The sequence below is a fragment of the Pseudomonas sp. OV226 genome (genome assembly GCF_003148705.1).
In the GTDB taxonomy this organism is placed as follows: Bacteria; Pseudomonadota; Gammaproteobacteria; order Pseudomonadales; family Pseudomonadaceae; genus Aquipseudomonas.
Genome location: NZ_QGGS01000037.1, coordinates 21,054 through 40,187 on the forward strand (window position 1 = coordinate 21,054; position 19,134 = coordinate 40,187).

Annotated in this window: 17 protein-coding genes; 5 read left to right on the forward strand and 12 right to left on the reverse strand. The window is 60.3% G+C overall.

From position 1 onward, the window contains the following. Positions 1-156 precede the first annotated feature (156 nt). Positions 157-546: a hypothetical protein gene (locus tag C7534_RS31260; protein WP_109788157.1), complete on the forward strand. Its 390-nt coding sequence runs from the start codon at positions 157-159 to the stop codon at positions 544-546. Positions 547-617: 71 nt separating this feature from the next. Here the strand turns inward: C7534_RS31260 and C7534_RS31265 are convergent, their stop codons facing one another. After that, positions 618-1,601, reverse strand: coding sequence for a GlxA family transcriptional regulator (locus C7534_RS31265; protein ID WP_109788158.1), 984 nt, complete (start codon positions 1,599-1,601; stop codon positions 618-620). 90 nt (positions 1,602-1,691) lie between these two features. On the opposite strand from C7534_RS31265, the gene inhA reads away from it, so the two are divergent. Beyond that, the gene (gene inhA / locus C7534_RS31270; protein ID WP_109788159.1) at positions 1,692-2,369 is read left to right on the forward strand and encodes an isonitrile hydratase; all 678 of its coding nucleotides are present in this window, start codon (positions 1,692-1,694) and stop codon (positions 2,367-2,369) included. Positions 2,370-2,660: 291 nt separating this feature from the next. Here the strand turns inward: inhA and C7534_RS31275 are convergent, their stop codons facing one another. Continuing rightward, positions 2,661-3,149: an SRPBCC family protein gene (locus C7534_RS31275; protein WP_109788160.1), complete on the reverse strand. Its 489-nt coding sequence runs from the start codon at positions 3,147-3,149 to the stop codon at positions 2,661-2,663. Between the two features lie 245 nt (positions 3,150-3,394). On the opposite strand from C7534_RS31275, the gene C7534_RS31280 reads away from it, so the two are divergent. Beyond that, on the forward strand, positions 3,395-3,796 hold the full coding sequence (locus C7534_RS31280; RefSeq protein ID WP_109788161.1) for a lysozyme inhibitor LprI family protein: 402 nt from the start codon (positions 3,395-3,397) through the stop codon (positions 3,794-3,796). Between the two features lie 105 nt (positions 3,797-3,901). Here C7534_RS31280 and peaD read toward each other — a convergent pair whose 3' ends face one another. The 4 genes from peaD to peaA all read right to left on the reverse strand — a co-directional run bounded on the left by peaD (position 3,902) and on the right by peaA (position 8,462). Continuing rightward, entirely contained in the window at positions 3,902-5,020 is a 1,119-nt protein-coding gene (peaD, locus tag C7534_RS31285; RefSeq protein WP_046032634.1) for a quinohemoprotein amine dehydrogenase subunit beta, read from the reverse strand. Positions 5,021-5,044: 24 nt separating this feature from the next. Continuing rightward, on the reverse strand, positions 5,045-5,368 hold the full coding sequence (gene qhpC, locus C7534_RS31290; RefSeq protein WP_046032633.1) for a quinohemoprotein amine dehydrogenase subunit gamma: 324 nt from the start codon (positions 5,366-5,368) through the stop codon (positions 5,045-5,047). A 1-nt stretch (position 5,369) separates the two neighbouring features. Then, positions 5,370-6,800 carry a quinohemoprotein amine dehydrogenase maturation protein gene (peaB, locus tag C7534_RS31295; protein WP_109788162.1) on the reverse strand — a complete coding sequence of 477 codons (1,431 nt, stop codon included), beginning with the start codon at positions 6,798-6,800 and terminating at the stop codon, positions 5,370-5,372. 81 nt (positions 6,801-6,881) lie between these two features. Then, positions 6,882-8,462 carry a quinohemoprotein amine dehydrogenase subunit alpha gene (gene peaA / locus C7534_RS31300; RefSeq protein ID WP_046032631.1) on the reverse strand — a complete coding sequence of 527 codons (1,581 nt, stop codon included), beginning with the start codon at positions 8,460-8,462 and terminating at the stop codon, positions 6,882-6,884. A gap of 342 nt (positions 8,463-8,804) precedes the next feature. Here peaA and C7534_RS31305 point away from each other — a divergent pair, with 342 nt between their 5' ends. After that, positions 8,805-9,161, forward strand: a complete 357-nt coding sequence (locus C7534_RS31305; protein ID WP_109788163.1) for a hypothetical protein — start codon at positions 8,805-8,807, stop codon at positions 9,159-9,161. 48 nt (positions 9,162-9,209) lie between these two features. Here the strand turns inward: C7534_RS31305 and C7534_RS31310 are convergent, their stop codons facing one another. Continuing rightward, positions 9,210-9,464, reverse strand: a complete 255-nt coding sequence (locus C7534_RS31310) for a DUF1652 domain-containing protein (RefSeq protein WP_046032629.1) — start codon at positions 9,462-9,464, stop codon at positions 9,210-9,212. A 276-nt stretch (positions 9,465-9,740) separates the two neighbouring features. Between C7534_RS31310 and C7534_RS31315 the strand changes: the two genes are divergently transcribed. Next, complete coding sequence (locus tag C7534_RS31315) at positions 9,741-11,231, forward strand: aldehyde dehydrogenase family protein (protein WP_109788164.1); 1,491 nt, start codon at positions 9,741-9,743, stop codon at positions 11,229-11,231. 51 nt (positions 11,232-11,282) lie between these two features. On the opposite strand, the gene qhpG is transcribed toward C7534_RS31315, so the two are convergent. The 5 genes from qhpG to mrdA form a co-directional block, all read right to left on the reverse strand. Next, positions 11,283-12,572: a flavin-dependent monooxygenase QhpG gene (gene qhpG, locus C7534_RS31320; protein ID WP_109788165.1), complete on the reverse strand. Its 1,290-nt coding sequence runs from the start codon at positions 12,570-12,572 to the stop codon at positions 11,283-11,285. After that, on the reverse strand, positions 12,569-13,246 hold the full coding sequence (gene qhpE, locus C7534_RS31325; RefSeq protein ID WP_109788166.1) for a subtilisin-like serine protease QhpE: 678 nt from the start codon (positions 13,244-13,246) through the stop codon (positions 12,569-12,571). Before qhpE ends, qhpG begins: the two co-directional genes overlap by 4 nt. Then, on the reverse strand, positions 13,236-14,954 hold the full coding sequence (locus C7534_RS31330; protein ID WP_109788167.1) for an ABC transporter ATP-binding protein: 1,719 nt from the start codon (positions 14,952-14,954) through the stop codon (positions 13,236-13,238). Before C7534_RS31330 ends, qhpE begins: the two co-directional genes overlap by 11 nt. Then, on the reverse strand, positions 14,954-16,858 hold the full coding sequence (locus C7534_RS31335; RefSeq protein ID WP_046032624.1) for a sigma-54-dependent Fis family transcriptional regulator: 1,905 nt from the start codon (positions 16,856-16,858) through the stop codon (positions 14,954-14,956). The genes C7534_RS31330 and C7534_RS31335 overlap by 1 nt, the downstream gene beginning before the upstream one ends. Positions 16,859-16,979: 121 nt before the next feature. Next, entirely contained in the window at positions 16,980-18,872 is a 1,893-nt protein-coding gene (gene mrdA, locus C7534_RS31340) for a penicillin-binding protein 2 (RefSeq protein WP_109788168.1), read from the reverse strand. Between the last annotated feature and the right edge of the window lie 262 nt (positions 18,873-19,134).

A 19,134-nucleotide genomic window follows, 5' to 3' on the forward strand; every position in this document is an offset into this window, starting at 1 on the left:
CCGACAAAACCCAAACAATGAGCCCCGTCCTCCTCCGGCACAGCACATTCCTACACTCGGAAATACCTTGTTGCCAGTCGTTACATCGCCCCCTAACATCCAGCGTCAACGGGTACAGCGGAGCTGTCCAACAAAACCCGAATTCAAGGAACCAGAATGAACCAGCGCATCCACCGCAGCATCGACGCCCCCCTCCGGTCCGGCCTGAACCGCGATGAATTGTGGGAAGGTCCGGACAAGGGCCTGATCAAATGCTGGGAAATCGGCCGTCAACGCGCCACCCGCTTCCCTGAACTCGCCCGACGCAGCCTAGCCGGTGAACTGCCGGTGCTCGGCTGGAAGGGTGGCGTCAGTCGTAGCCTGAAAAAACTCGAAAAATACGGATCTCTCAAATACCTCGCCCAATGGCAAGGGTTGCGCGGGGAGGATCTGGATGTTGATTTGGGCGAAGAGCGGGCGTTGGCCTGCTCCAGGACCGGAATGGTGGTGACGTTTACACCGGATCGGTCGAAGTACTTTAATCAGATGGCGGAAGTGGACGCTTAGGGAGAGGCATACGGTCGACTTGCATCACGAGCTTCGTCCACTACTTGGCGGCCAATCGCCCCAACCTGACATCAGAGCATGACCGGCTCGGCTTGGGGACTGACGCTGAAACGCTCGCGATAAGCCTGCGGTGTCACCCCCATCGCTCGCAGAAAACTACGGCGCAGCGTCTCTTCGCTGCCAAACCCGCACTGCACCGCCACCCGCTTGATCGGCACGCCGGTGTCGCTGAGCAACCGTCGCGCCGTTTCGACCCGAATCAACTCAATGGCGCGTGCCGGGGTTTGGCCGGTGTCGGCGCGGTAGTGGCGCACGAAGCTGCGTTCGCTCATGCCCGCCTGCAACGCCAGGGTCGGGATGCCGAGGTCTTGGGTGAGGTTTTCACTGATCCAGGCGTGAAGCTCGTCGAAACGGTCACCGTGCTTCTGCAAAGACAAGGTCACGCTGAACTGTGACTGGCCGCCCGGACGCTTGAGGAACACCACCAGTTGCTGGGCGACTTCCAACGCGGTGTTGCGGCCCAGGTCCTCTTCGACCATGGCCAGCGCCAGGTCGATGCCAGCCGTGACGCCCGCCGAGGTCCAGACCGGGCCGTCATTGATGAAAATCGGATTGGGTTCGACTTGAAGGCGCGGATGTTTTTGCGCCAACTGCTCGCAACGCGTCCAGTGCGTGACCACTCGACGACCATCGAGCCAGCCGCTGGCCGCCAACAAAAAGGCCCCGGTACACACCGACGAGACGCGCCGACAACCCGACGCATGCTCACGCACCCAGGCCACCAGCGACGCGTCTTCCGCCGCCGCATAAACACCCCAGCCACCGGCAATGATCAACGTGTCACTGCCGTTTTCGGGTAACGGTTCAGCCAACAACGCCAACCCCGACGACGACATCACCGCCCCGCCGCCGCTGACAATCACCGAGGGTGCATACGGCGGTGGCAGCCCTTTCTGACGGCAGATGTCGTTGGCCGAGGCAAACACTTGCAACGGCCCGGTGACGTCGAGCAGTTGCACATTGGCAAACGCGAGCACGTGAATGGATTTCGGCATGGTTGGCGTAATTCGTGGGGTGATTGGCGGATACGCCAAATCCTACGAGCCTACAGTGAAGACGTCCACCCACTTCAGGAGAAATAAGCCATGACGTTGCAGATCGGTTTTCTGTTGTTTCCCCAGGTTCAGCAACTCGACCTGACCGGCCCTTACGATGTGTTGGCCTCATTGCCGGACGTGAAGGTGCATTTGATCTGGAAGGACCTTGTGCCGGTGACCGCGAGCACCGGCCTGATGCTCAAACCGACCACGACGTTCGACGATTGCCCGGCGCTGGACGTGATTTGCGTTCCCGGCGGCAGCGGCGTCGGGCCGTTGATGGAGGATGAGCAAACCCTGTCTTTCCTCAAGGCTCAAGCCGTCAACGCGCGGTATGTCACGTCGGTCTGCACCGGGGCGCTGGTGCTCGGCGCAGCGGGTTTACTCCAGGGCAAACGGGCGACCACGCACTGGGCCTATCACGAATTGCTCAAGCCGCTGGGCGCGATCCCGGTCAAGGACCGGGTGGTGCGCGACGGCAATCTGCTGACCGGTGGCGGGATCACCGCGGGGATCGATTTTGCCCTGACCCTGGCGGCAGAGTTGTTCGACAAGGACACGGCGCAACTGCTGCAGTTGCAGCTTGAATATGCCCCGGCACCGCCGTTCCAGTCGGGCAGCCCTGACACCGCGCCGCAGAGTGTTCTGGCTGAAGCGCATCGCCGTGCCGCCGCCTCGATTGAGCAACGGGCACTGATCACCCAACGGGCAGCGGCCAGGCTCTAAGCACTGCCAGACTTTTCGACAGGCAAAAAAAAACCCGCCGAAGCGGGTTTTTCCCAAGACCATTATCGACTCCCTGTCGGTAGCCAATCCTTGCTGATGGTCGATCATCCGTGATCCTGAAGCGCTTCCTGTGCTTCAGTTGATGGAGCTAGATTACGCGTCGGATCCAATCTGCAATAGACGACATAGCTACCACCGCGTGTAAGACATTCGCTATAGCCACCCTTCCGAAAACCCCTAGACGCCTCAGGCATCTCGCCGGAGAGCTTCGGTACAGAGACTTCCAGCCAATCAGCCACCCTCACGCTCATGGGCCTTGGCGTTTCCGATCAAAAACTGTTCGATGTTGTTCATCTGCTCTTCCCAGCCGCGGCTGTCCATACGGAAAGCCTTTTCACGACGAGCTTGGGGGACGTGATCGAAACCGGACTCGGACACTTTGAGCCACGTGCCGTCGTCCCCGTCTTCAAGCTCGAATTTCACCAGTGTGGTCGGCTCCTGGGAGTAGTCGACGTCCGGGTTGACGGCATAAGGGTGCCAGCGAAACGAAAACAGTCGCTCCGGCTCAACGCTCTCCACCAGGACATTCCACCGCAAGTGTTCATAACCGGGATAGGTTATCTGCCCCTGAGTCCACTCACCGGCGATGAAACGCTTGCCTTCCAGTGCCACGCCAAACCACTGCCCGAATGCCTCTGCGTTGGCCAGCAAGCGCCAGACGTGCGAGCGCTTGGCCTTGAGCAGGACTTTCCTTTCGATGCGATCAGATGCTGCGTTCATAAGTCACCTCCTGTATTGAACAGTAGGTCAGTAAGACCACAAGACCAACCCTAAAATGTATCAATCGCTTGCCGCGATCAACCTTGCCCGCAATATTCGGCCGCATTTGCATGCATAAGTTCTGACAGACGGACGAGACTGTTGGCCGGCGGGGCCTCACAGGTGGCAGGTCTTCTGTCGGCGCAAGGCAAAAACGATTCGCTACACTGCACCTCAATCTCCTCTGTCACAGCGAGTTTTCCTCCATGCACTCACGCGTTCTCCTGGCACTGACACCCGTGCTGTTTACCTCGATGGCCTTCGCTCTGGACTGCGACAATGCCGCCGACCAGGCCACGATGAACCAGTGCGCGGCGCAGCAGCATGCGGCGGCTGACAAGGAGTTGAATGCGCTGTATCAGCAAATCACCACGCGACTCAAAAGTGAGCCCGAGCGCAAGAAGTCGCTAGTGGGTGCGCAGCGTGCGTGGATTGCGTTTCGGGATGCCGAATGCAATTTTTCGGCGTCCGGGGTGGAAGGCGGGAGTGTTTATCCACTGATCTACAGCAATTGCGTGACTGAATTGACCAAGGCGCGAGCCGAGACCTTCAAGACTTACTTGAAGTGTCAGGAGGGGGATTTGGGCTGCCCGGTGCCGGGACAGTAAGGTTTCCAGCGTTCTCAAGGGCCTCATCGCGAGCAGGCTCGCTCCTACATTGGATGTGCGTAGGAGCGAGCCTGCTCGCGATGGCGTCTGATCAGGCAAAAATGATTACCGGACAAACACCTGTGCCGTGGTAATCGCCATGTCCCCGCCCGGCATCTTGATGCTGCCGATCTGCTTCAGGCTGTCGGCATCAAAAATCGCCACGTCGTTAAACGTCCCGGCCAGGTAGATCTTGCTGCCGTCCTTGTTGAAGGAAATGCAGTAGTAGGAATGATCCAGCGTCGCCGCCTGCAGCATTTTCTTTTCCTTGATGTCGTACTTGGCCAAGCGGTTCAGCACGCCGAACATCAGGTTCGGATCCTTCGGCGAGCGCATGCCGCTGAAGTAGATTTCCGTCAAAGGACCGAAGTCAGTGGTTTCGGTCTTGCCGGTTTTCAGGTCGATGCTGAACAGTCCGTAAAGGTACTCGGCAGTGGCCGGGTCCTGCTTCTTGTCCTTGAATTTCGCGGCGGTGTAGAGCAGCGAGAAGTCATGACGATAGGTCTGCTGGTTCCACACGTAGAGCACGTCCGGCGCGCTGTAGTTCTCGCGTTTCCAGTGGCGGCTGGGGATCAGCACGTCGAACTTGCCGGTTTTCACATTGACCTTGTAAACGTCCGCCCCCGCCACATACAGCGTGCCGTCATCGCCACTCTGCATGATGGTCAGTTGCCGTGGTGCCGGGAAACTGCGCACCGGTTTGGCGTCCATCCCGGCATCGGTGGCATACACATCGAGCCGCGGTTGCTGCACTTCGTAGCGGTCGTTGAGCATCAGTGTCGGGTTGGCGACGGTGTACAGTTCCTTGCCGTCGTGGCTAAGGGTGAAGGCGAACATCGAGCGCGCTTTCTCCCCCGTTTTTTGCGTGATGCTGGCGTGGAACACCTGCTTGCAGTTGTCCAGTTCGACGCCGTAGACATCCGCATAGTGATTGTTCAACACGTAGGCGGTCTTGCGGTCCGGTGACAATTGCACGGTGCCGGGGCCAAAGGCGTCAGGCATCTTGCAGGTCTTGAGCAAGGTGTCGGTGGCCAGGTCGATCACGTTCAGGTTGTTCGGGTAATTGGTGGTCAACATGTACTCGTGACCGTCTTGCAATGCAGTGTTTTCATCGGCCAGAACAGTGAACGAACACGTGCTCAGGGCGGCGAATGCGGCCAGGCCGCAGGCTTTGATGCTGTGCATGCTGGAATCCTTCTTCTTATCTGATCACTTGTCTTTCGGGAAGACAGTGCCGAGGTTGCGCCAGTTTTCGTTGGACGCCTGGGCATCCTTGTTCCAGTCCGGGTAGGTACTCATCATGTCGGGCACCTGGGCCGGCCACCAGCACGGGTCGGAGCAGCCATACAGGTCGGCTTCCATCGGTTGGCAGAGCGACGACACACCACCAAACGCGTCGATTTCCCAGCCCGGGTCGGTGGTCGAGGCGCAGCCCGCCACGGAACTCATCGCGACCACTTCTTCGATGCGGTTTTCGGCCGCGGCCTGATCCATTTTCAGCGCTTTGTTATTGATTGCCTTGAGATGTTTCATATCAGTGAGCCTTGCGCGGAGTGATGTAGCTGCTGATGAACGCAGGGTTATTGGCCATGATCCGGGTGTAGACCTCGATACCGAAGTCGACCCAGTCACGCATCAGTTCGCAGTAGTGATAGGTCGGATGGGTCGGGTCGCCATACCGGGCGTAGCTCTCGTGATAGCAGCCGCCGGAACACAGGTTGCGGATCTGGCAGTCTTCGCAACCGGTGTTGGTGCGGTCCAGGCGCTGGGACAGGAAGTCGTTCAACTCGACTTGCTTCACACCGTTGTGGACGTTGCCGAACGTCGGCAGGCTGGAACCGGTAAAGCGATGGCACAGGTTCAGCTCGCCCTTGTGATCCACCGCCAGCATCTTCAGCCCCGCGCCGCATGGCAGGGCTTTTTTGTGGCCTTCGTGGATGTCGGTGATCAGCTGGTGCAGGTTGGAGAAACCGATGTTGCGGTGCTCCAGCGCGGCTTCCAGGTAACGACGACCGAGTTTTTTCATGTTGGCGAACACTTCGATCAGCTCGTCGCTGGTCAGGTTGAACGTGCTGATATCGCCGGAGGTCACGGGAGCGAAACCGACTTCGGCAAACCCTAGCTCGTTGAACAGGTGGTCCCAGATGGTTTCGACATCGGTGACGCCGGTGGTCAACGTCACACGGGCACCGACCGGGCGGCTGTTGTAGCGCGACAGCAGCATCTCGGCCTTGCGCCGCACCACGTCGTACGTGCCCTGCCCGCCCACGGTAATGCGGTTGCGGTCGTGCACGGTCTTCGGCCCGTCGATACTCACCGAGAGCCCGAAGCGGTGGGCATTGAGGTAGTCGACGGTTTCTTCGGTGAGCAGCGTGGCGTTGGTGGTCATGACGAATTCGACGAACTTGCCCGCCTCGCGAAAACGTTTCTCACAGTAGTCGACCATGTACTCGATCAGCTTGCGATTGCTCAGCGGTTCGCCACCGAAGAACACCACGGTGAAACGCTCTTCGTCGGGGGATTCGCGCAGCAGCATTTCCACCGAGGCGATCGCCGTTTCCACGTCCATTTTCTTGCCGGCCGAGGGCTTGTCGAGGTCTTCCTTGTAGCAGTAGGTGCAGCTCAAATTGCAGCCGGTGTTGACGTTGAGCACCACGGTATTGATCGCCGTGCGTTCGACCCGTTTGGTGCCGATGTCCGGGGTCAGCGGCGAACCGTCGCTGACCAGTTCCAGCGAGATCAATTCACGCAGCGTTTCGGTGACTTCTTCGCCGTTGAAGCGCGCGGCCAGACGCTGGATCAGGTCATCGGACGAACAGCCCGGACCGCGCAAGGTATCGATGATGGTGCCCGTCAGCTCATCACTGGCAAACAGCGAACTGCTGGGAATGTGGAACAGCATGCGGTCGGCATCGACGTGCACTTCGTGCAGGTTCCGTTCGACCAGATTCAAAATAGCGCCCATTGCAACCTCCTGTGCAAACCCCGTTCGACGGGGCCTGCGGTCATTCCGAAAAGTGTCTGAAGCCTTGGGTTTCAGGGCACATCACGGAATGGGTGGATTGTTCCAGCGTTGCACGGTGACGATCATGTGGCCTTCGCCGGTCAGGGATTTCCCTGCGTCGTCGACGGCGGCGATCACCTTGAGGTTGCCGGCATTGTTGGTGGACATTTTGCGTTGCGGGTTCGGCCCGGCATCGCCCGGCGTGAACACGCCGCTGTCAGCCTGCATGGTGCCGGCGAACTTGACGTCTTCGTCTTCCTTGGCGCGGTCATCGAAGGCTTCGACTTTCCATTGCGCCGGGAATACACCGATGCGATAAGGCTTGCCGTCGGCGCCTTTGCCCCATGCCTCGGCGTCGAAACGCCCCTGCACTTTCGGCGTCGAACCACCGCCCTCACCGATCCGCGAGACCGAAAACTCCGGCACGACTTTGACTTCGGCGATGGAGTTGTAGACCGACAGGCTCGGGCCTTTCAACGTGCCCACCGTCACCGTGCGCAGGCCCGGTTGGGCATTGGCGGCGGCCTTGAGTTTGACCTTGATCCGGTCCGGGCTCTGTTCGACGACTTCGAGCACTTCCACACCTTTGCCGAAGTTCGGTTTGCCGGTGAGACCACTGCCGATCAGGGTCACTTCGGTTTCGCTGCCGGCTTTCACGTAACCCGGTTGCACCGCCAACAAACGACTGGAGCCTTGCTTGGCGGCGACGAAGTCCAGGCCACGCTCGTCATGCTCGGCCTCGAACATGCGGCCTTGCATGGCATTGCCTTGGGCGGCGAATACCTGGCGCAGGGTCACGCCATCGATGGTCACGTTGCCGCGCCATTCATAGCCGGTGTAGAGAATCGCGCTGCCGTCGCCGTTGAACGGGCTGCCGTCGGCGTATTGGCCTTTGATGCTGACCTTGAAGGTGTCGCTGCCATCGGCGCTGACGGTCATCACGCCGGCCAGTTCGCCCTTGCCTGGCAAGTGACCGCTGAAGCTCCAGTCCCCCACCAGTGCATCGGATTTGGGCGCGACGCTTTGCCATTTTTTCCAGGCCGGGTTATCCAGCGGATAACGCTTGGCCAGCAACGGCACCATGTCTTTGCGGGCGATGTCGAACCAGTCACGGTCGCGGGCCAGGGCCTGGTATTCCAGCGACGGCCACTGGCCGAGGTGGAAGTTCACCAGACGCTCCCATTCCTGGGCCGGACGGCGTTGCAGTGCAACCCGTGCACCGGAGTGGCAGCGGCCACACATCTGGCTGGTCTGGTCGTCGAATTTTTCGACGGTATTGAGCCGGCGCTCAAGGGCATAACGCACACCGTCGGTTTCGCTTGGCGCCAGGCCCTGGGTGTCGGCCAGGTACTTGACCAGCGTGCGGCGGTCCTCATCGCTGATCTGCAAACCGTGCATGGTCTGCATTCGGGCGATGCTCATCAGCCAGCCTTCCGGGGTCTTGCGCTGGTGGCTGATACGACTGAGGGCGTTACCGGCTTCGGGCGTGTGACAGCCCTGACAGGTTTCCTTGAGGATGGTCTGGGCGTCTCGGGCTGCCTGGCTGTCCGGCGCATGCAGCGCCACACAAGCGGCTACGGCCAGCAGGCTGGCGCTCAGGCCTGATCGGAGTTTTCTCTTCATCAACGTCGAACCTCGCACGGTGCTTTCTTATTTTTGTGGCTTATCGTTTTTATGGTTTCTAGCGTCAGCGGCGAACCACCGACGCAGGCAAGAGAAACGTCTGCGATGAGCAATACACGGAGCGTGCCAGCTTGCCGATATCCTTTTTTATCAATCAGTTGCGTTAAAAACCGGTTGCTCGAAGCGCTGTCGACCAGATCACCTGCGTCTAATATCGCGACAGTTGTTGCAGTCTGCGACAAGCATAGATGCCCGCACGGAACAGCTCATCGCTCGACGATTGACGGCATCGGGATCAAGGGGCGAAATGGTTGTTCACGGAATGCCGACAGGGGATCAAAAATGGCAAACATTACTGTCTTGGCGGGGGACTTTCTGCAGGGTGATGGAGAGTACAGGGACGGCGTTTTTACCCTCAGGACGCCGCTTCACCCGTGGCCCGGTCTCTGCCTCCCGCTTTCATCGTTCAAGCGTGTGGAAGTGGCCAACGAGGAGTCGATCAACAACTTCAAGGACGCCATCGGGTTCGGCGTGGCCGGCGCCATGCTGCTGGGCCCTATCGGCGCGATTGCGGGGTTCATGCTGGCTGGCAAGGAAACCGAAGTGACCTTCCTGGCCACACTCAAGGACGACAAAAAGCTATTGGCTGCCGTTGATAGCGACACGTTCGAGGAAATTTCCCGAAAAATACCGTCTTGAATACGTCAACGCGAGCCGCACCACGCGCGGTGGTGCGGCTTGGCCAGTTCAGCCTGGAAACGTAGGGGGGAGGAGGCCTTTGTGTGCGCTGATCTCTTGCTGCATCTGCGTCACCAGCGCCGTGATCGCGTGGGCAGTGTCCAGTTCCCAGACTGCAACGTGGCTCACCAGGTCCACTTTGCCGGTGGTGCAATCGCAGACCCGAATCGTCATCGACTGATCCGGCGCCATACTGCAGGTGCATACCGAAGGCAGAAAACTCTGCTCAATGATGCTTTGAATCTCCAGGGTTGAAAGGTTCATCACTACCTCCCTTGCGTGAGATGTGTGGCCGGGAGAGTGCTCCATCACTTCACCCACCGAGCGAGAAAATTCTATTCCTCAACACGAGGGGTCTCAAGGGCGCAACCGGGTTGCTCGTCGTCTCAGCCGTTGTCGCAATTTGCGAAAAAAATCACCGCCGTTACCAACCCTTTTCACCTGGCGAACCCCGGCCAATCAACGGTTCGCCTGACCTTGCGGCGACTTGGCACAGCCATTGCGAAAGCCCTGTTCTCACGAATAATAAGAGGCCTCGCCATGTCGCTCCCTAATTTGCTTCCCGCCACTTCCGCGTTTATCCAGCGCGCCCCGCGCATGCTGATCGGCGGTGACTGGGTCGAGGCCGCCGATGGCCAGACCATGCCCCTGCACAACCCCGCCACCGGCGAAGTGTTGTGTGTGGTGCCACGGGCCATGCCCGAGGATGTCGACCGCGCCGTGCTGGCCGCCCGCCAGGCTTTTGATGATTCGACCTGGACCCGCACCCGCCCACGCGAGCGGCAGAACCTGTTGTGGAAACTCGCCGACCTGATGGAGCGCGACGCCGAACTGCTGGCGCAGCTGGAATGCCTCAACAACGGTAAAAGCGCGGTGGTGGCGCAAGTGATGGACGTGCAACTGGCCATCGATTTCCTGCGCTACATGGCCGGCTGGGCGACCAAGATTGAAGGCTCCAGTGTCGAAGTGTCGCTGCCGTTGATGCCCAACGATCAGTTCCACAGTTTCATCCGTCGCGAAGCGGTGGGCGTGGTCGGCGCCATCGTCGCCTGGAACTTCCCGCTGCTGCTGGCTTGCTGGAAGCTCGGCCCGGCCCTGGCCACCGGCTGCACCGTGGTGCTCAAACCCGCAGATGAAACCCCGCTCACGGCGCTGAAACTTGCCGAACTGGTGCTGGAGGCCGGTTACCCCGAAGGCGTGTTCAACGTGGTCACTGGCACCGGTATTACCGCCGGTTCGGCCCTGACGCACAACCCGTTGGTGGACAAGCTGACCTTCACGGGCTCCACTGCCGTGGGCAAACAGATCGGCAAGATCGCCATGGATTCGATGACCCGTGTAACCCTGGAGCTGGGCGGAAAATCACCGACCATCGTCATGGCCGACGCCGACCTGAAATCCGCCGCGGCCGGTGCCGCCAGCGCGATTTTCTTCAATCAGGGACAGGTGTGCTGCGCCGGTTCGCGGCTGTATGTGCAGCGCAAACATTTCGACAATGTGGTGGCGGACATCAGCGATATCGCCAATGCCATGAAGCTCGGCAACGGGCTGGACCCCAGTGTTGAAATGGGGCCATTGATCTCCCGGCGCCAACAGGAACGGGTTTACGGGTATATCGAAAAGGGCCGGGAAAGTGGTGCGACCATCGCCTGCGGTGGTGAGCAGTTCGGACCGGGATTTTTCGTCAAGCCGACCGTGATTGTCGACGTCGATCAAAAACACTCGCTGGTGCAGGAAGAGATTTTTGGCCCGGTACTGGTAGCGATTCCGTTCGATGACGAGGCCGATGCGTTGCGCATGGCCAATGACAGCCCTTATGGGCTTGGAGCGAGCATCTGGTCGAATGACCTGGCGGCGGTGCACCGGATGATTCCGCGGATCAAGTCGGGGTCAGTGTGGGTCAACTGCCACAGCGCACTGGACCCGGCCCTGCCGTTTGGCGGGTACAAAATGTCGGGGGTCGGGCGTGAAATGGGGTATGCGGCGATTGAGCATTACACCGAGTTGAAGTCGGTGTTGATCAAGCTCTAATCGCGCTGTTAGATCGTTCCCACGCTCCGCGTGGGAACGATCAGTCATCAGTCAGGGCTTGTAGCCCTGAGCCAGCAACCAACTGCGAACCACCCTGCCCTGCTCCACCGTCAGCCCGGCCAGCGCCTGCTCCGCCGGCTCAGTGCGCAACCGCCGCACCAGCGGCGCCAATTCAACCCCCTGCACATGCCAGATGCCCAATGGCTGATCCGCAGTGATCACCACCTCGGCCTCATCGACAAACCCGTCCTTGAGCACCGGTGCTCGCTCGATCCTCAATGCTGAAAAATCAGCCTCGGCATGGGCGACTTCAGCATCCGGCCAACGCCGCCGCGCCTGCCAGAATGGCTGATCCAGCCAACGCAGTTCATCGGCGTAAAAATCCCGACCGATTCGTGCAAAGCGCAAAAACAACTGCTCGACCCGCTGCTGATGAAAGCGCTGGGCCAACGCCGCTCGTTCGGGTTTGCGCAACAACGTGTTGATCACCACCGGCGCCTGGAGCGCCGAAGACAGTGATTGAAAAATCCCGTTGCCCGACAGCGGGTCCACCGCCATGGCGGCATCGCCAACCCGAATCCAGTGATCGCCGCACACCTGCGGGCATAGAATCGCGGTGCTGCTGCGGGCATGCAATTGCAGATCAACTTCGGCCTGGTCAGCGAAAAACGCCTGAGCCAACGCCGAACCCTGGCGCCGCTGACGACAATAGTCGAGCAACTGCGCCTTGCCCGGCAGGTCGGCGCTCGCCACGTCCACCGTCCATTGCCAGTAACACTGGCCGTCAGCCCGCCGCGCCATCCAGGCCCAGCCGTCTTCAAGGCTTTCCACGGCGCTGGCGGTGGTGCCCCGAGGGCCTTGCCAGCGATTGAGCAAGCTGACCGTCTCGGGCCCGCGCAGGCCTTTGCCGAGCGCCGGGGCCTGGCGACCGCGGGCTTCCACTAAAAAGTCTGCGAGCAGCGTTTCGCGCCCATCAATGTCGATCCGATGGCCCGTCGCGTCGGTCTCAACGGTCAACACTCGGCCTTCGATCAGCTCGACGCCAGCCAGGCGTAGATCCTCGCGCAGGCCTCGGTCGAAGCATGGGCGATCGAGTAAAAACTCAATGTTCTGCGCGTGCTGCTGGCCGTTCCACGACACCTGCCGTTGGGAAGGCAACGCCGCGTCCGCCAGCGCCTGATGCACACCCGCACCGCGCAAGGCCTCCAGCACACGGACCGAAACGCCTTCCAGCGCCGCAAATCGGCGCCACTCGCTGACCAGCGTGACGGGATAGCCGAGTCGGCGCAAACCCAGGGCGACGGCGGCCCCCGCCGGTCCTGCGCCGAGAATCACAATCATGGGCCAACGCGCCGTTCAGGACCGCGATAACGAGCGTTTTCGCGCAGCCACTCGATGACCTGCTCGTTGCTCGCCTCAGGGCGTGCCACCAGGAAACCGGCAATGTGTCCACTCAACGCCGCGCAGCCAAGACTGGCGCCGGACTGCCCCGGATAAGTCCCATGCACACACGCGGCGAAATCCGCTTGAGCGCTGTTGAGCCATGACCACTCCTGCTCAGCGCATCGCGCGTCGCCGGTGACGCGCAACACCTGTGGATAATTCGCCGGGAACACACCTTCACCTTGCGCCGGGCTGGAGGCGCAGAGCAAAACGCCCTGGCTCACCGCCGCCGCGCAGGCTTCGCGCAACAGGCTGCGGTCCTGACGCAAACCGAGGCTCAAATTGATCAACCGGACGTCCTGTGCCACCAGCCAGTCGATGGCGCTGGCGATCTGCAAGGCGCTGGTGACGCCGCGCTGGTCAAACACCTGCCCCACGCAAAATACCGCTGAGGGTGCCCGACGTCCGATGGCTTCGATGACTGCGCTACCGTGACCCAATGGATCATCACGCAAGTCGCTTTCGGCCAGCCCATCCTCCAACAACGAAAATCGTCGCCCGGCCACGACCTGCACCCGTTGCGCCGCCGAATGCCCGCTGTCGACCACCCCGATGCGTAGTTCAGGCTTCATGCAGCACCGTTTTCGAAGTGAGTACGCCGTCGAGCAATTCAAAGCGCAGGTCGGCATCGGCCAGGGTTGAGGGACGATGGCTGATCAAGATGCGTGTGCGCCCGGCAAACAGTCGGTCGATGGCCTCGATGACCTCGCGCTCGGTGGCTTCATCCACCGCCGAAGTGGCCTCGTCCAGCACCAGAATCAACGGATCCTGCAGCAGTGCACGGGCAATGGCGATGCGCTGTTTCTGGCCGCCGGACAACTGCTGGCCACGCTCGCCCAACGGACTGTCGAGCCCCTCGGGCAACGACTCGATCAGGCTGTCGAGTTGTGCCAGGCGCGCGACGTCGGCAATGGCCTCGCGACTGGCGTCCGACACCGCGTAAGCGAGGTTATCGGCGAGGCTGCCGCGAAACAGCACGATGTCCTGGCTGACAACGGCAATCCGCTGCCGCAACTGGAACAGGTCCAGCTCGCGAAGATCAACCTCCCCCAGCAACACCCGACCGGACTGCGGATCGTGATGACGCTGCAGCAGATCGATAAGGGTAGATTTGCCGACCCCGGAGCCGCCGCTGAGGGCGACTTTCAAGCCGTAGGGAATTCGCGCTTCGATACCCCGCAAAGTCGTCGGGCGGCCGGGATGACTGAAGTGCACGTCGTCGAATCGCAGGTCACCACAGGTCGGCATCGGTTGCGGTTGGACCGGCGTCAAAACTGTGGGCTCTTCACCGCGCAGCTCCATCACGCGTCCGAGACTGACGGTCATCCGTTGAATGGCGACGTAGAGGCCGAGCAGGCTCTGGACCGGTCCGACGGCCATGCCCAGGTAGGTCGAAAATGCAATCAAGGCACCCAATTGCCAAGTGCCCTGCACCACCCAGTAACCGCCGATCAAAAACGCACAGGCGCGGGACAATGAGGTCAATGTGCCCGGTACGGCCTGGGTGAAAAACTCGGTGACTTGCAGGCGCAGCAATTGGCTCATGTAGCCTTGGCCCAGCGTCTGCAGACGCCGCGATTCACGTTGTTGCTGGCCGGCGGACTGGATGAATTTCATCACCGGCAAGGTCTCGACCATGAACGAGGACATGTCCGCCGAGCGCTCGCGTAATTGCCGTACGTCGCGCTCGACTTTGCGCCGCATCCAGCGCAGCCAGAGCACGTCGAGGGGAATCAGCACCAGGGCCAGCAACGACAGCTTCCATGACAGGGTCAACAACATCGCCACCGCGCAGACCAGGCCGATCACGCTCGACACCGCAGAGAATAATGAATCCACGGCAAAACGCTGGATCTCCGCGACGTCGCCATCCAGGCGCGACATCAAGTCTCCGATACGCCGTTGACCGTAGAAGCTCGGTGAGAGTGTCTGCAAATGCCGGTAGAGATCATCGCGCAAAGCAAACAGAATCCGCCCGGACAACCGCGTGTGCAGGTAACGATTGATGCCCGACAGTGCCGTGCCGAGCAGCCCGGCAACGATCATCAACCCGGCAATCAACACCAGCATCGGGAAATTGCGGGCTAGCAGGCCATCGTCGATCAGCAGCTTGGTCAGCCACGGTTGCACCAACACCAGCAGCGAGGCGCACACCGATAAACCGAGCAGCCCGACAATGGCCAAACGATGCGGACGCACGAAGCTGTAGAGCCAGCGCAATGCCGCTTGCAAGGCTTCGGGGTGCTGGCTGTCGATCAGCCGGACGATCAGGCGCTGCATCACGAACGCAACTGTTTGAGCTTGCGATACAACGTCGCGCGGCTGATGCCCAACGCGTCGGCGGCCGCCGAGACATTGCCCTGGTGAGTGTCCAGGGACTGCCGAATCAGCTCCAGTTCGTTCTCGCGGATGCTGCCAGCCTGTGGTCGTTCGCTCGCGCTCAACTCGTCGAGCATGCTGTCGGGCAAGTGATCGAGCGTGAGGACGGTCTCTCCCGGTTCGCGCATGGCCAGCGCGGTGCGTAATACCATCTCCAGTTGGCGGATGTTGCCGGGCCAGTGATAACCGCCGAGCAAGCGGCTCAAATCGTCATGCAGCACGACGGCCGGCGCATCGAGCTTGGCCAGCAATCGCCCGACCAGACCACTGAAGTCCTCACGTTCGCGCAGGGCCGGAAGCATCACGCTGATGCCGTTGACCCGGTAGAACAGGTCCTCTCGGAAGTGCTTTTCATCCACCAGGCGCTTGAGGTCACGATGGGTGGCGCAAATCAGCGCGACGTCGATGTCCTGCTCTTCGCCAGCACCCAATGGCGCGACTTTGCGGTCTTGCAGCACCCGCAGCAAACGCGCTTGCAGGGCCAGCGGCATGTCGCCGATTTCATCGAGAAACAAGGTGCCGCCATGAGCCTGTTGCAAGCGACCGACCATGCCACCACGACGGGAACCGGTGAACGCGCCCTCGCGGTAACCGAACAGTTCCGACTCGATCAGACCCTCGGGAATGGCGGCGCAATTCACCGCCACAAAGGGTTTGTCGCAGCGAGCACCGGCCAGGTGCAAAGCGCGGGCGATGACTTCTTTGCCGGTGCCAGTTTCACCGAGCAGCAACACCGGCAATTCATTGGCCAGGCCTTGACGAGCCATGCGCAACGCTCGGGCATATCGCACGTTACTGCCGGCCAGGGACTCCAGGTCCGGTTGCGGTTTGGCGGTTTTGACGGTGCTGCGTGGAGGGCTGCTGACGCTGATCGAGCGTTGCGGTGCACGCAGGGTTTTGTAGAAGAATTCGCCTTTGGCGGTTTGCAGGCTGCCGACACCGCCCTGGTGCAGGCGAGCCAGCAATTGCAGGCCATCGACGCCCAAAAACTCTTCGCAACGTCGGCCCACCAACGCCGAGCGTTCGGCGTGAAGCAACTGACAGGCCTGGGCGCTGACCGCAAGGATCTGGCCCCCAAGGCTCACTGCCAGCAGGCCTTGCCATGGAGATTCGAGGTATTGGCGACGGCTGTGGAACGCCAGGACGATTTCGTCCGGGTAGCTGGCGTTGAAGACGCGGCTTTCAATCTGGCTGACCGCCATGGCTAACAACGCGGTGCTGTCATGGACGCGGCCTAGCGGGCCTTCACGGGTCAGGTCGAGCACGCCGAGGATGTCGCCCTGAGGGCAATAAATCGGCACCGAGGTACAGGAGAAATCAGTCAGGCGATCGAGATAATGCTCGCCGCAATCGATCATCGTTGGCCGGGCTTCGACCAGGGCGGTGCCTAGCGCGTTGGTGCCGCGAGCGGCTTCGCTCCAGCAGGCACCCAAGGTGATGTCTTGCAGGCCGCTGCCTTTAAGGCGATCGGCGCGCCCTTCGACGGCGAGGATGGTGGCATCGGAGTTGGCGAGGATAACCAGCCCTTCCTTGCCCTGACGTTCGGCCAGGTAATCGATGGCTGGCAATGCTGCGTCGATTAGCAGTCGGTTGCTCGCCAGCAACACGTCGAGGCTCGCGCTCGATTCCAGCGCCAGTTCGTGTTTGCCATTGAAATGCACACCGTGGCTGAGACTGCGTCGCCACGAGGCGTCGATTTCCGCGCGCAACACACCGTCGGGAACTTCGCCCTCGAGATGGAGTTTTTCCCGGGCCAGGCGAGCTTCACGGTGCAGTTTGGGTGGTGTTGTTTTTATTAGCGTCATCAAGCGCTCCGAGTCGGTCCGCCCTGCGCTATTTTTAAAATCAGCGCCCTGCCGCAATCTTTACGTTAACGTCAGGGCGATGGCAAGTGCCTTACAGCACTTGTGGTTTCAGAACGGCCACTTAAACGTGTGGATCACCCGGGGCTTTGCTCGGCGCGGCGTATTGCGGCTTGAGGTGACCTTCCTGATCGAGCAGCCAGGCGTCCATGATCTGTCGCACCACGGGACCTGCGACGCGACCACCCGCCTCGCCGTTTTCAATCATCACCGAGATGACAATCTTCGGGTGCTCAGCCGGGGCAAATCCGACGAACAAGGCGTTGTCGCGGTTACGTTCCAGGGTTTTCGCCCGGTTGTAGCGCTCGCCCTGTTTGATCGCAACGACTTGCGCAGTACCGCTCTTGCCAGCAATGCGGTATTGCGCCCCGAGCGCTGCCGCCCGGGCAATCCCGCGAGCGTCATGCATCACCATCTGCATGCCGTGGTTGACCTGTTCCCAGTCACCTGGATCCTTAAGCAGGATGTTGGGCATCGGATGCTCATCTACTGGCGCAACACCGTCCACTGACTTGGCCAGATGCGGACGATTCCAGACACCCTTATTGGCAATCAGCGCGGTGGCCTGGGCCAATTGCAGCGGTGTGACCTGCATGTAGCCCTGACCAATACCGAGGATCACCGTCTCGCCAGGAAACCAGGCCTGTCGGCGCGTAGCTCGTTTCCAGGCCTGGGACGGCATCAAGCCGGCAGACTCTTCGAACATGTCCATCGAGACCTTCTCTCCGAGGCCGAACATCGCCATGTAGTCGTGGAGCCGATCGATGCCCAGCTTGTGCGCCAGGTCGTAGAAGTAGGTGTCGTTGGAGCGCATGATCGCGGCGTCCATGTCGACCCAACCGTCGCCGCTGTGGTTCCAGTTACGGTATTTGTGATCGAAATCCGGGAGCTGGTAGTAACCCGGATCGAAGACACGGGTCTGGGGCGTGACGACTCCCGCATCGAGGCCGGCAATGGCCACTTCCGGCTTGATGGTCGAACCCGGCGCGTAGAGACCGCGCAGCACGCGGTTAAACAGTGGGCGGTCGATGGAGTCGTGCAGCGCCGCGTATTCTTTGAAACTGATCCCGGTAACGAACAGGTTCGGGTCGAAGCTTGGCTTGCTGACCATTGCCAGCACTTCACCGGTGGAGGGGTCGAGCGCAACGACTGAACCTCGACGATCACCCAGGGCTTCTTCGGCGGCTTCCTGGAGTTTGACGTCCAGGCTCAGGACAATGTTTTTACCGGGGATTGGGTCGGTGTGCTTGAGTACGCGCAGCACGCGGCCCTGGGCGTTGGTTTCGACTTCTTCGTAACCGACGTGGCCATGCAACTCGGACTCGTAGAATTTTTCGATGCCGGTTTTACCGATCGATTGAGTGCCACGGTACTCCACGTTATCCAGGGCGTTGGATTCTTTCTCGTTGATGCGACCGACGTAGCCGATCGAATGCGCGAAGTGCGCGCCCATCGGGTAATGGCGAACGAATTGAGGCTCGACATCGATTCCCGGCAGGCGGAACTCATTGACCGCCAGTATCGCGATCTGCTCTTCGCTCAGTTCATAGAACAGGGTGACCGGCACGAAAGGGTGACGGGCCTGCTTCATCGCCTTGTCGAAGAGTGTTCGATCTTCTGTCGGCAGATGCAGGAGGTCTACCACCTCATCCAGTTCTTCTTTCACGTCGGAAGCGCGTTCACGGGTGATCGTCAGGTTGAAGCTTGGCCGGTTGTCGGCCAGCACCACGCCGTTGCGGTCGTAGATCAGTCCACGGGTGGGAGTAATTGGCAGGACGTGGACGCGGTTGTTTTCGGAGATGGTTGAGTGATAGTCGAATTCGACCACCTGCAGGACATACATGCGCACCACCAGCGCGCAGGTAATGGCGGCGACGAACAACCCGCAAGCCATCAACCTTTTGTTAACCAGGCGCGTTTCTTTTTCGTGGTCTTTGATCGGAATCGGTTCGGGCATTTCTGCGGCAACTCTTTGACTAAAAAAGGGTGCCGATCCGTAGGCGTGAAATCAGTCCGTTAAAAAACGAGCTGCACCATACCAAAAACTGCCTGGTCACTTGAGTGCGATTTCCTCGAACGGTTGCTCTTGAGCGTCAAAAGGACAATACCGACTTTCCTGCGGGCAAAACAAAACCCCAACTGCTTTCGCAATTGGGGTTTCGGAATTTAATCTTGACGATGACCTACTCTCACATGGGGAAACCCCACACTACCATCGG